7 protein-coding genes are annotated in these 13,159 nt (G+C 73.7%); 5 read left to right on the top strand and 2 right to left on the bottom strand.

Annotated features, from left to right (window positions below; all coding sequences use genetic code 11):
• Positions 1–21 precede the first annotated feature (21 nt).
• Positions 22–2,820: a bifunctional FO biosynthesis protein CofGH gene (locus FED44_RS09005; RefSeq protein WP_138460373.1), complete on the top strand. Its 2,799-nt coding sequence runs from the start codon at positions 22–24 to the stop codon at positions 2,818–2,820.
• Here the strand turns inward: FED44_RS09005 and FED44_RS09000 are convergent.
• The gene (locus FED44_RS09000) at positions 2,810–4,177 is read right to left on the bottom strand and encodes a coenzyme F420-0:L-glutamate ligase (protein ID WP_138460372.1); all 1,368 of its coding nucleotides are present in this window, start codon (positions 4,175–4,177) and stop codon (positions 2,810–2,812) included. The two genes, FED44_RS09005 and FED44_RS09000, sit on opposite strands and share 11 nt — an antisense overlap.
• Positions 4,178–4,219: 42 nt before the next feature.
• Complete coding sequence (gene cofD / locus FED44_RS08995) at positions 4,220–5,155, bottom strand: 2-phospho-L-lactate transferase (protein ID WP_111701752.1); 936 nt, start codon at positions 5,153–5,155, stop codon at positions 4,220–4,222.
• A 171-nt stretch (positions 5,156–5,326) separates the two neighbouring features.
• On the opposite strand from cofD, the gene FED44_RS08990 reads away from it, so the two are divergent.
• The 4 genes from FED44_RS08990 to FED44_RS08975 all read left to right on the top strand — a co-directional run bounded on the left by FED44_RS08990 (position 5,327) and on the right by FED44_RS08975 (position 12,948).
• Positions 5,327–7,789, top strand: coding sequence for a hypothetical protein (locus FED44_RS08990; RefSeq protein ID WP_138460371.1), 2,463 nt, complete (start codon positions 5,327–5,329; stop codon positions 7,787–7,789).
• A 192-nt stretch (positions 7,790–7,981) separates the two neighbouring features.
• Positions 7,982–8,239, top strand: coding sequence for a WhiB family transcriptional regulator (locus tag FED44_RS08985; RefSeq protein WP_111701756.1), 258 nt, complete (start codon positions 7,982–7,984; stop codon positions 8,237–8,239).
• A gap of 297 nt (positions 8,240–8,536) precedes the next feature.
• Positions 8,537–11,473 (top strand): glycosyltransferase family 2 protein, encoded by a 2,937-nt coding sequence (locus FED44_RS08980; RefSeq protein WP_138460370.1) that lies wholly within the window; start codon positions 8,537–8,539, stop codon positions 11,471–11,473.
• Positions 11,470–12,948 carry a DUF5719 family protein gene (locus tag FED44_RS08975; protein ID WP_111701760.1) on the top strand — a complete coding sequence of 493 codons (1,479 nt, stop codon included), beginning with the start codon at positions 11,470–11,472 and terminating at the stop codon, positions 12,946–12,948. Before FED44_RS08980 ends, FED44_RS08975 begins: the two co-directional genes overlap by 4 nt.
• Positions 12,949–13,159: the final 211 nt, after the last annotated feature.

The raw sequence follows: 13,159 nt of genomic DNA, 5'->3' as shown, positions 1-13,159 counted from the left end.
GGGGCTCATAGGCTGCGGACTATGACGGCGAAGCGACCCCCGGACCTCGACGGCACCCCTTCGACCTCGGCCTCCGCCGGTTCGGCCACCTCCGGCTCGAACGCCGGCTCGGCCTCCGGCAGCGGGACACGCCGGGCACTCGCGCGGGCCCGGGACGGCAAGACGCTCGACCTCGCCGAGACGGCGGTCCTGCTCCGCGCTCGCGGCGCCGACCTGGACGCGCTGCTCGCGTACGCCTCGCGGGTCCGGGACGCGGGCCTGGAGGCCGCCGGCCGGCCCGGCGTCGTCACCTACAGCCGCAAGGTGTTCATCCCGTTGACGCGGCTGTGCCGGGACAGATGCGGCTACTGCACGTTCGCCACCGCCCCGCACCGGCTGCCGGCCGCCTTCCTGTCGCCGGACGAGGTGCTGGAGATCGCCCGCCAGGGCGCGGCGATGGGCTGCAAGGAGGCGCTGTTCACGCTCGGCGACCGCCCCGAGGACCGGTGGCACCAGGCGCGCGAGTGGCTCGACGCGCACGGGTACGACGACACCCTCTCGTACGTCCGGGCGATGGCGATCCGCGTGCTGGAGGAGACCGGGCTGCTGCCGCACCTGAACCCCGGCGTGCTGACCTGGCGGGACCTCCAGCGGCTCAAGCCGGTCGCGCCGTCGATGGGCATGATGCTGGAGACCACCTCCCGGCGGCTGTTCACCGAGAAGGGCGAGGCCCACTACGGCTCCCCTGACAAGGACCCCGCCGTACGGCTGCGCGTGCTGGAGGACGCCGGCCGCTCCAGCGTGCCGTTCACGACGGGCCTGCTGATCGGCATCGGCGAGACGATCGAGGAGCGGGCCGAGTCGATCTTCGCGATCCGCCGGGTGGCCCGTGAGTACGGCGGCGTCCAGGAGGTCATCGTCCAGAACTTCCGCGCCAAGCCCGACACGGCCATGCGCGGCATGCCCGACGCCGACCTGCACGAACTCGCCGCGACGATCGCGGTGACGCGGCTGGTCCTCGGGCCGAAGGTCCGCGTGCAGGCGCCGCCCAACCTGATCGGCGAGGAGTACGCCCTCATGCTGCGGGCGGGTGTGGACGACTGGGGCGGCGTCTCCCCGCTGACCCCCGACCACGTCAACCCCGAGCGGCCGTGGCCGCAGATCGACGATCTCGCCGCGCGGACCGCCGCCGCCGGCTTCACGCTGCGCGAGCGCCTGACGATCTACCCGGAGTACGTGCTCGCGGGGGAGCCCTGGCTCGATCCCCGGCTCGCCGGGCACGTCGCGGCGCTGGCCGACCCCGCCACCGGGCTCGCCCGGGAGGGCGCCGTGCCGCGCGGCCGTCCCTGGCAGGAGCCCGACGGCGGCCTGGGGGGTCTCGTCACCGGCGGACGGGCCGATCTGCACACCGCCGTCGACGCCGAGGGCCGAGCGAGCGACCGCCGCGACGACTTCGACAGCGTGTACGGCGACTGGGACGCGCTGCGTGAGCGCCTGCCCGGCGGCGCGCACACGACCCCCGCCGACGGCTCATCCAGCGGTCACCCGTACGGCAGGGTGGACGGCGGCGTGCGGGAGGCGCTGCGGCGGGCGGAGACGGACCCGGCGCGGCTGACCGACGAGCAGGCGGTGGCGCTGCTCGGCCTCGCCGGCGACCAGACGGGCGCGGGCGCCGACGACGCGGGCCTGGACGAGCTGTGCCGGATCGCGGACGGGCTGCGTCGTGAGGCGGTGGGCGACGACGTGACCTACGTCGTCAACCGGAACATCAACTTCACCAACGTCTGCTACACCGGCTGCCGGTTCTGCGCGTTCGCCCAGCGGCGCACGGACGCCGACGCGTACACGCTGTCGCTGGGCGAGGTGGCCGACCGGGCGCGGGAGGCGTGGGACGCCGGGGCGACGGAGGTGTGCATGCAGGGCGGCATCCATCCCGACCTGCCGGGCACGGCCTACTTCGACATCGCCCGCGCCGTCAAGGAGCGCTGTCCCGAGATCCACGTGCACGCGTTCTCGCCGATGGAGGTCGTCAACGGCGCGAGCCGTACGAACCTGTCGGTGGAGGAGTGGCTGCACGCCGCGAGGGAGGCGGGGGTCGACTCGCTGCCCGGCACGGCGGCCGAGATCCTCGACGACGACGTCCGGTGGGTGCTGACGAAGGGCAAGCTGCCCACCCGGGAGTGGGTAGAGGTCATCACGACCGCCCACCGGGTCGGCATCCCGACGACCTCGACCATGATGTACGGCCACGTGGACACCCACGAGCACTGGGTGCGCCACATCCGGCTGATCCGGTCGATCCAGGAGGAGACGGGCGGGTTCAGCGAGTTCGTGCCGCTGCCGTTCGTCCACCACAGCGCCCCGATCTACCTGGCCGGGATCGCCCGGCCGGGGCCGACCGCGCGGGAGAACCGGGCCGTCCACGCGCTGGCGCGGATCATGCTGCACGGCGCGATCCGCAACATCCAGTGCTCCTGGGTGAAGCTGCGCGACGACCTGTGCCGGGACGTGCTCGCCGGTGGCGTGAACGACCTCGGCGGCACGCTCATGGAGGAGACGATCAGCAGGATGGCCGGCTCGGAGAACGGGTCCTACAAGACGATCAGCGAGATCGAGGCCATGGTCGCCCCGACCGGCCGCCCGCTCCGCCAGCGCACCACCGCGTACGGCCGGCCGAGCGAGGAGCGGACCGCGGCGGCCCGGCGCAGCGACGGGGTCTGCGGGTCGGTGCGAAGGCCGCTGCTCACGGTCACGCCCGCACCCGCGCGGCCCGCGCCCACGCCCGCACACGCGCCCACACCCGCCGCCGGGTCCGGCCCGGAGACGGTGGTCAGCGGGTGACGTAGAAGTCGGCCGCGTCGCGCGGCGGGCGGTCCTTGGGCGGCGCGGCGGGGTGGCCGACGGCCACGGCGCCCATGGGGTCCCAGTCGTCCGGCAGGCCGAGCACCTCGCGCACCACCTCACGGCAGAACATCGTGGACGACACCCAGGCCGAGCCCAGTCCCTCCACGGCGAGCTGGACCAGGAAGTTCTGCACGCCGGCGCCGGTGGCGACGACGAACATCTCCCGCTCGGCGGCGTTCCTGCGCTCGTCCCCGTAGGTGTGCGAGCCGTCCATGACCAGGCAGGGCACCGCCAGGTAGGGCGCGTTCCGCAGCACGTCGCCGCGCCGGATCCGGCGGGCGATCGACTCCTCGGAGAACCCGTCGGAGCGGAGGTCGGCGATCCAGGCGTCCCGCATCGCGTCGAGCAGTTCCGCACGCGCCCGCGGGGTCTCCAGCAGCACGAACCGCCACGGGGTGGTGTGGTGCGGGGCGGGCGCGGCGATCGCGGCGGCCACGGCCCGGCGCACCGCCGCCGGGTCGACCTCCCGCCCGGAGAACTCGCGGATCGTGCGGCGGGCGAAGACGACGTCGGCCGAGCCGTACCGGAACATGTCCTCGTCCGCGGGCCGGACGAGCGCCCGCCCGCCCGGCCCGTCCTCGCCGGTCACCAGGCCGCCCAGCCCGCGGACGACCGCCACCGGGACGCCGGACAGCTTGCCCTTCGCGAGGTCGCCCGCCGCCGCGATCTCGTCGGCCAGCGCGACCACCGTGGCGTTGAGCGGGTTGCCGTAGGCGTCGGCGCCGCCGCGCAGGTCGTCCAGGGGCCGTACGCCGGACGCGCCGATGGCGACGTCGGTGAGGCCGTGCCGCCAGGGCCGGCCGAACGTGTCGGAGACGATCACCCCGACCCGTACGCCGAGCCGGTCGCGCAGCCCGCGGCGGATCCGGCCCGCCGAGGCGTCCGGGTCCTCGGGGAGCAGCAGCACGGTGCCGGGGGCGGTGTTGGAGGCGTCCACGCCGGCCGCGGCCATGACGAAGCCGTGCCGCGTCTGCGCGATCACCGTGTCGCCGCGCCGCGCGACCACGCGCTGCGTCTCCTCCTCGATCGCGGCCGTACGGCTGTCGCGCGGCGGTGCTCCGCGCCCCGCCGCCGTCGCGCCTGGTGTGTGCGGGGGCGCTCCGCCGCCGTTCCACGCCGCACCGGCGCCGCTTCGGCGGATCCGGCCCTCGGCCTTGCTCACGATCTTGGAGGTCACGACCAGGATGTCGCCGTCCTCCAGGGCGGGCGCGGCCTCGGCCACGAGCAGCGCGATGTCGTCGCCGGGCGCGACCTCGGGCATGCCGGTGACGCCGCTTACGGTGATGTGGGTCATGAACTGCCTCGATGCTTCGTGGATCGGGTCACGGGAGGGATGTCACCGGAGGGATTCGGCCAGGGCGAGGGCCGCGGCGGCGATGTCCCTTGTCGCGCCGGGGTCGCTCATCAGGAGCGGACGCGCCTCCACCGCCACGCCGTCGAGCGCCACTCCCTTGTCCTCCTCGGCGACCAGCCAGCCGTCGAGCAGAGCCGGTCCGTACAGTTCGAGCACGGCCTGGGCGCTCGTCTCGACGCCGATCGCCGTCAGGCAGGCGTCGGCCATGCCGCGCACCGGAGCGCCGCCGATGATGGGGGAGACGCCGACGACCGTCTTGTCCTCCAGCGCCGCCCGGATGCCCGGGACCTGCAGGATCGTGCCGATGCTGACGACAGGGTTGGACGGCGGGAGGATCACGAGGTCGGCGTCGCGGATCGCGTCGAGCACACCGGGGGCCGGGCGGGCCTCATCGGCGCCGACGAGCACGATCTGCTCGGCCGGTACGGACGCGCGCAGCCGCACCCACCACTCCTGGAAGTGGACGGCCCGCCGGCCCGCGTCGTCGGCGATCACCACATGGGTCTCGGTGCGGTCGTCCGACATCGGCAGCAGCCGTACGCCGGGCCGCCATCGGTCGCACAGGGCCTCGGTCACCTGGGAGAGGGGATAACCGGCGGCCAGCATCTGGGTGCGGATGATGTGGGTGGCGAAGTCGCGGTCGCCGAGGCCGAACCACTGCGGCTCCATGCCGTACGCGGCGAGTTCCTCCTTCACCGTGAACGTTTCGCCGGCCCGGCCCCAGCCCTGCTCCTCGTTGATGCCGCCGCCCAGGGTGTACATGACGGTGTCGAGATCGGGGCACACCCGCAGTCCGAAAAGGGTGATGTCGTCGCCGGTGTTGCCGATGACGGTGATCTCCGAACCGGGCGCCGCAGCCTTGAGACCTCGGAGGAAGCGGGCGCCGCCGATACCTCCGGCGAGGGACACGATGCGCATGCCGCCAGTCTTCCATCGGGCGGCTGGCGGGCCTCCCACCCCACCCCACATACTGCGATAACCAGCGAAATGTAGTGTGTGTCTGGCTTGTGAGGTTCTTGGGACTGCCGACACTTAAGTCCAGCATGTGCAAAACTTCCCCGAGGGCCATCTGGACCGTTGGGGGTAGCTGTGCTGAAGGTCGATACCGACCGGCTCAGAGAGCCGGCCGCGTGGACGATGCTCGCGGTGGTGATCACAAGCGTTCTCGTGGGTGTCGCGCGGTTACTCATCAGCTCCTCCTCGCTCGGCGGCACGTTCGGCGTACGCGCGGCCACGAGCCTGCACACCCTCGCCTCCCCCCTGTCGACCGTGCTCGCGGCCGGCGCGGTGCTGCTCGTGGCCAAGGCGGGCGCCCCGACGCCCCGGGCCCGCCTGGTGGCGCTGGGCGCGGCCGGGTCGCTGGGCCTCGGCGTCGTCTTCGGTGTGATCGGCGTGCTGGGCGTCCTCGTGGGCGACCTGCCGACCTTCCGCGACCGGTTCGAATACCTGATCACCGGCCTGCCGATGCTCGCTCTCGCCGTCTTCGGGGCGCTGTTCGCGATGAGCACGGCCGCCGCCCTCCAGTCCGCGCAGCGGCCCGCCGGCGACTTCTTCGGCCGGCGCGACGACGCCTATCCGCCCCGGACGAACGTCCCGGCGCTGCCGCAGGGGTACGGCGACGCCCAGGGCCGCCCGTCGTCCTACGGACAGCCGCAGGGCCAGGCACAGGCACAGGGCGCCCCGGTCGTCAACGGCGCGGTTCCCAACGGCGTCGTTCCCAACGGCATGGTTCCCAACGGCACGGCCCACAACGGCATGCCCGCCGACCGGCAGCAGGGCCCGGTTCAACACGGTTCCGGCGGGCCGGGTGAGCAGGGCCACGGTCCGCAGGCGTACGGCCAGCACGGTCCCGGCCAGCAGGGCCAGCACGGTCCGGGCCAGCACGGGCAGGGTCAGCAGCCTGTCGCCCACAACGTCCACGGCGAGCCCGACCAGGGCCGGCAGAACGGCGCGCAGGACCCCCACCACTCCGGCCAGCCGCCCTTCGGTGAGCACGTCGCTCAGCACGCGGGTCAGCACGCCGGGATGTCCGCGCCGGGCGGCGGCCCCGTCCAGGCCCCGGCGTACGGCGATCCCCAGACGCAGCAGGCCCAGCACGCCCAGCAGGCGCCGGCGGCGCAGCAGGGACAGGCGCAGCAGGGGCAGGCCCAGGGCGGTCCCGCCCATCCGCAGCCCGCGACGGCGCCGGAGCACCACTACGGCCAGGAGTCGTACGCTCCGCAGGACCGGCCGCACGCGTCCTACTCCCAGGAACGCGGCGGCCAGGGCGCCTTCGGCCAGGAGCGGCCGCAGGACGTCTACGGCCAGGACCACCCGCGCGAGCCGTACGGCGCGGCTCCGGGACAGGGCGACGTCTACGAGCCCCAGGCCGCCTACAACCCCGCCGCGACCGCCCCGCAGCCTCCGCTGTTCGGCCAGCCCGGCACACCGGCCGCTCCCCAGGGGCAGGCACAGGGTCAGGCGCAGTCCCAGGCGCAGGGCCAGCAGCCGTGGCAGGCCGAGCAGCAGGCCCGGCCGTCGATGCAGGACGTCCAGACCGGCGCGCACTACTCCGACTACGGCGCGCCGGGCCACCAGCAGGAGCAGCCCTCCACCGGCCAGTACGCGGGCCAGCCCGAGAGCGGGCGGTACGGCGGGCAGCCGGAGGCCGCCCCCTACGGCCGCCAGCCCGGCGGTGCCTCCTACGACCGGCAGCCCGAGGGCGGCTCCTACGGCCGGCACAGCGACAACGGCGGCTACGGTCAGCAGGGCGACAACGGCGCCTACGGTCAGCAGCCCGGCAGTGCCTCCCAGGGGCACCAGGGCGACGGCGGCTCCTACGGCCGTCAGGGCGACAACGGCGCCTATGGTCAGCAGGGCGACAACGGCGCCTACGGCAGGCAGCCGGAGGCCCTCCCCGCCCACCAGCGCCCCGACTACTCCGCGCCCCCGCAGGGCCCGGTGTTCGACCAGTACGGCTACGCCGGTCAGCAGAGCGAGACCGGCGGCTACGGCCGCTTCCCCAACCCGCCAGAGGGCCCCGGCATCCCCCCGGCCGGCGCCGAAGGCAGGCCGTACGAGCCGGAGCAGCCGTACGGCCACTCCGGCTACTCCGGCTCCGAGTTCGCCCCGCAGCCCGCCGAGCACACGGCGGGCGGCCCGGCCTTCGACGCTCCCCCCGCGTACGAGAGTCCGGCCGACCCGAGGGAACAGCAGCTCGCGCAGGCCTACCAGCAGGCGCAGAGCTACCAGAAGATCGCCCTGCCGGACCACCCCACCGGTCCGCAGGACCTGCCCGAGTACTACGACAACCCGCTCGGCCACCCCCAGAGCTCAGAGCCCGCGCCGTTCCAGGCCCCGCCGCCGGGCGCCGCCGAGCAGACCCTGCGCTTCGACCCCTCCGGCTACCGAGGTGACCCGCTCACCGACCCGCTCCGGAGGGAGGAGCCCATCGACCCGACGGCGATTTACACCCCCGACAGGTCGCAGGCAAAGTATGAGGAAGGTTCCGCCCCCGATCAGGCAGGCCGCGGAACCGACCCCAACCTCCCTTGGTATGGTTCCGAACGCTGACAGGACCGAACAACGGGGCATACGAACCGGGGCAAGCAGGTCTTTCCCCGGGTATCGTTATGCCGCTTGACGCCACACGCGCCACGCGCGTGTAATTACAGACATGTTGTTACGCCTTCCCAACGGTGGGTATGGGGCAGGCGTTTTTATGGGGGGCCTCATGTGGGCGGGCGAGCGACAGGGAGGTGTGCAATGACCGAGCTGGTCATGGCACAGGCGCTCGATGGTGAAGATCTTGGGTGGCAGGAACGCGCCCTGTGCGCGCAGACCGATCCTGAGGCGTTCTTTCCTGAGAAGGGCGGCTCCACCAGGGAAGCCAAGAAGGTGTGCCGTTCGTGCGAGGTTCGTGCGGAGTGCCTTGAGTACGCGCTTCAGCATGACGAGCGTTTCGGCATCTGGGGTGGTCTGTCCGAGCGCGAGCGACGCAAGATGAAGCGCCAGGCCGTCTGAGGACGCGAACGGGGCCGCGCGCTCGGCGCGCGGCCCCGCGTTCATGTCCGGCGGCGTTCGTCTGCACCATGATTGATGTCGGGTAATGCCCGCGTACGGTCCTCCGAATGGTCCTCCGAATGGTCCTCCGTACGGGGTCCGGCGGGGTTCGTGACCGGTGGTTCGTCCCGCGATCCGCGTCAGTGGGGTTTCTCCGAAGTTCGTGCTGACATCCTGTTTCGCCTGGATGTGATCGGGTGAGTCCGGGTTGCCGTATCGTGGTCGGCGCTCAGCCGTACGACCCCCTTAGGACTCGACGTGCACTCGGTGACCGCGATCGTCGTCGCTCACGACGGCGCCCGCTGGCTCAAGGAGACGCTGGCGGCGTTGCCGCGCCAGACCCGGCCTCTCGACCGTGTCGTCGGTGTCGACAACGGCAGCCGTGACGGCAGCGCGAAGCTGCTGACCGAGGCCTTCGGCTCGCACAACGTGCTGACCATGCCGAGGTCCACCGGATTCGGCGAGGCCGTCCACGAGGTGCTGCGGCGGCTGCCGCCCGCACCCGGCCAGGAGTGGGTCTGGCTGCTCCACGACGACTGCGCTCCCGACGCGAACGCGCTGCAGGCCCTGCTGTGGGCCGCCGAGCAGGACCCGAAGGCCGCGATCCTCGGCCCCAAGCTGCGTGACTGGCTCGACCGGCGGGTGCTGCTGGAGATGGGCGTGACCGTCAGCAGGTCCGGACGGCGCGACACCGGCCTGGAGCCGAGGGAGTACGACCAGGGCCAGCACGACGAGATCGCCGACGTCCTGTCGGTCTCCACGGCGGGCATGCTCATCCGCAGGGACGTCTGGGACGAGCTGTCCGGCCTCGACACCGGCCTGCCGCTGTTCCGCGACGACCTCGACCTGTGCTGGCGCGCCCGCGCGGCGGGACACCGCGTGCTCAACGTGAGCGACGCGGTGGCCTGGCACGCCGAGGCGTCCGCGCGGCGGCGCCGCCGCATCGCCACGAGCGAGGAGCACCCGCGCAGGCTCGACCGGCGCAACGGCCTTTTCGTCCTGATGGCGAACCTCCCGTTCGGCGCGTTCGCGCGATCGGTGGTGCGCAACGTCTTCGGGTCGGCGCTGCGGGCCCTGCTGTTCCTGCTGGCCAAGCAGCCGGCCAACGCCCTGGACGAACTCGCCGCGCTCGGCTCGGTCCTCGGCCATCCGTGGCGTCTGCTGCGGGCCCGGAAGGCGCGGAGGAACGGCAGGAAGCAGAGCTGGCCCGCGATCAGGCGCAAGCTCACCCCGCCCGGCGCCGCGCTGCGCCGGCTCGCCGACATGGTGCAGGGCTTCCTGGCCGGGACGGGCCCGGTCGACTCCGCGGGCCGCCACCACGCCGCCGCCGACACGGGGGAGGAGGACGGCGACGAACTGCTCACCGACTCCGGCGGCGTCCAGCGCCTGCTGAGCAGCCCCGGAGTGGTGCTCTGCCTGATCCTGGCCGCGATCACGCTGGCCGCCGAACGGACGCTGCTGCCGGACGGCCTGCTCGGCGGTGGCGCGCTGGTGCCGGTCACCGGTGGTGCGGCCGACCTCTGGCGGCTCTACGTCGAGGACCACCACGCCGCCGGGCTCGGCTCCGGCACCTGGGCCCCGCCGTACGTCGCCGTGCTGGCCGGCCTGTCGGCGCTCGCGCTCGGTAAGACGTGGCTGGTCGTCGGCGTGCTGCTGCTCGCCTGCGTGCCGCTGGCCGGGCTCTCGGCGTACGCCGCGACGAAGCGGATGATCCCCTATACCCCGGCGCGGGTCTGGCTGGCCGCCACCTACGCGCTGCTGCCGGTCACGACGGGCGTGGTGTCCGGCGGACGGCTCGGCACCGCGATCGTGATCGTGCTGCTGCCCGTCTACGCGGCGCTCGCCATCCGGGTGATGGCCGGGTCGAGCCGGGCCGCCTGGGGGTTCGGCCTGCTCCTGGCGGTGGGCACGGCCTTCGTCCCGCTCGTGTACGTGCTGGTGGCGATCCTCGGCGGCCTCGCCGCGGTGTCGTTCGGCGGCATCCGCAGGGGAGTCAGAAGATCGCTCGCGATCGGCCTCGGCACCCCGGTCGTCCTGCTGTTCCCCTGGCTGGTCCAGATCGCTCAGGAGCCGGGGCGCATCCTGCTGGAGTCCGGCCTGCACGATCCCCGGCTCTCCGACCCCCGGCTCGCCGCGGAGTCGCTGCTCATGCTGAGCCCCGGCGGCCCGGGCGTGCCGCCCGTGTGGGCGACGGCCGGCCTGGTCGCGGTGGCGCTGGCCGCCCTGCTGCTGCGGCGTCACCAGATGGTCGTCGCGATCGGCTGGGGCGTCATGCTCTTCGGCCTGCTGGTGGCGATCGTGGTCAGCCGGATCACCGTCCACGTGGGAGGGGTCATCGGGGAGGCCGCCGGAGGAGCCGTCCCCGTCTGGCCCGGCGTGCCGCTGGCGTTCGCGGCGACCGGTCTGCTGGTCGCGGCGGCGCACCCCGCGCACCGGATCACCGAGTTCCGCGCCGCCCGGGGGCTGCGCCGCCTGGGCGCGATGCTCATCGTCGTGGTCGCCTTCGCCACCCCGCTGGCCGCCGCCGGGCTGTGGGTCGCCCGGGGCGCGGACGGCCCGCTGCGGCACGACGTGACCGATCCCGTGCCGCTGCTCGCCGCGGTCGAGTCGGCGCCGGGAGAGGGCACGCTGCTCCTGCGGTCCAGGGGCGGCGAGGTCGGCTACACGTTGCTGCCCGGCCGGGGGCCGCTGATCGGCGAGTCCGACCTCGAACCGCCGGGGGAGACGAGGACCCGCTTCGGGGCGGCGGTCGCCGGGCTCGCGTCCGGGCGGGGCGGCGAGTACGCGCGGACGCTCGCGTCCTTCGGCGTCCGCTTCGTGTCGGTACCCGCTCCGGTGGACCCCGCGCTGCAACGGGCGCTCGACTCCGAGCCCGCCCTGGCCAGGAGGAGCCTGTCGGAGGCGGGCGGCCTGTGGCGCATGTCGGGCGAGGTCACGGTGCCGCCGCCCGCGGCGCCCGCGAGCGCCCTGCACCGTGGGTGGCTGTGGGCGCAGGGCGCGCTGCTCGTGCTCGTGCTCGTGCTGGCCTCGCCCGGCGCCCGTACGACGGAGCCCGACGGCGACTTCGCCGACGCCTCCGCCGAGGAGGGGACGCGGGGTCGCCGCCGGGCCCGGGACGACAAGTCCCGGAACGACAGGGGCCGGGACGGCAAGGGCCGGAACGACAAGGGCAGGGAAGAAACGGTGCCCGCGTGAGAAGACTGATCGAGAACCGCTTCGGCCTGCTCGCCCTCGTGCTGATCGCGTCGGGCGCGCTCTTCGGCGTGGCCTTCGTCAGCAGGCCCGCGCCGGTGGCCCAGGTGCGGCCGCAGGCCGTCAGGGCGCCCGTCGAGTCGGTCACGGCCGTGTGCCCGGCTCCGGCGGGCAGCAGGGTGAGCGTGATCACCCCGCCCGGCGCCGGTGGACCCGGGAGCGCCACCCTGTCGGCGATCGCCGCCCCGGACGCGAAGGGCACAGACGCGAAGGACTCAGGGGGGAAGGACCCGGGGGAGAAGGACGCCGTCATCGACCGGCCGGGCCTGCTGTGGCAGCGGGAGATCGCCTCCGGAGGCGGCCCTCTCATGGTCGACGCCACCGGCTCGATGGCCGCCGGGCTGGAGAGCGCGCAGACCGCCAGGGAGACCTCGGGCGCCCAGCGGGGCCTCGCCGGGGTGCGCTGCGTCGAGCCGGGCGCCGACACGTGGTTCATCGGGCCCGGACCCGCCGCGGCCGAGATGACCCTCTACCTCGCCAACCCCGACTCCGCCCCGGCCGACATCACGTTCATGGTCTACTCGGGCGAGGGCCCGGTGCTGAGCGAGCGCGGCAACGGCGCGGTCGTCAAGCCCGGCGGGCACCGTGTGATCAGGCTGCGCGACCTGGCGCCGTCTCCGCTGATCATGGCGTTGCGGGTGAGCACCCGCAGCGGCCGGGTGGCCGCCGCCGTCAAGGCCGTGCTCGGAGAGGGCCGGGGCGCCGACTGGCTGCCCGTCGCCGCCGCCCCCGCCACCCGGGTCGTCGTCCCCGGCATCCCCGGCACCGCGGGGAAACGCGAACTGTACGTCGCCGCGCCGGGGGAGCGCGACACGGTCGTACGGATCAAGGCCGTGCTGGAGGACGGCTCCTACGCGCTGAAGAACAAGGAGACGATCGAGGTCCCGGCCGGATCGACGGCCTCACTCGACCTGTCCACCGGCATCGGCGGGCAGCCCGCCGCGCTGGTGCTGGAGTCGGACGTGCCGATCGTGGCGGGTCTGAAGATCACCGGAACCGGCGCCCGGCAGGACGTCGCCTTCACGGCCGGCGCCGACTCCATCGATCTCGGCAGCGTCGTGGCGGACGCCCAGGCGACGGGAGGCAAGCAGGTCTCGCGGCTGGTGCTGTCGGCGCCCTTCGCCCCCGCCACCGTGGAGGTGCGGCTGCTGCCCGCCAAGGGAGAGGCGCCGGCCCCCGTCGAGGTGAAGCTGGCCGCAGCCCACACCCAGGAGATCAGGCTCACGCCGCGTGGGAGCAAGGACGCCTTCAGCGTCGTCGTGCGTCCCCTGCCCGGCTCCGGCCAGGTGTACGGCGGCCGCGTCCTGGACGAGGCGACCAAGGACGGCCAGCTGGTCACCGCGCAGCCGCTGGCCGTGGGCCGCATCTGGGCCCTGGTGCCCCCGGCCGTCGACGCACCAGGAGTTGTCCTCCCCTGAGGTCCCCCCTGACGGCCTCCCCTGAACGGCGGCGGTCCGGGCTCCCGGCACGGGGTCTCTGCCGACCCTCAATGCCGACCCCACGGCGTTCCAAGATCACCCGATGGGCTGGGCCTGATGGTGAGATGGGTCGCGATCTGATCACGACGTTCGAGCCGAGTTGCTCGACCGGCATCACCTCGTCACCCGTGCCCAGGCCGAGGCCGCCTGC

The organism is Microbispora triticiradicis, assembly GCF_005864065.1.
GTDB lineage: Bacteria > Actinomycetota > Actinomycetes > Streptosporangiales > Streptosporangiaceae > Microbispora > Microbispora triticiradicis.
This window is presented reverse-complemented; position numbering and strand designations above follow the sequence as displayed.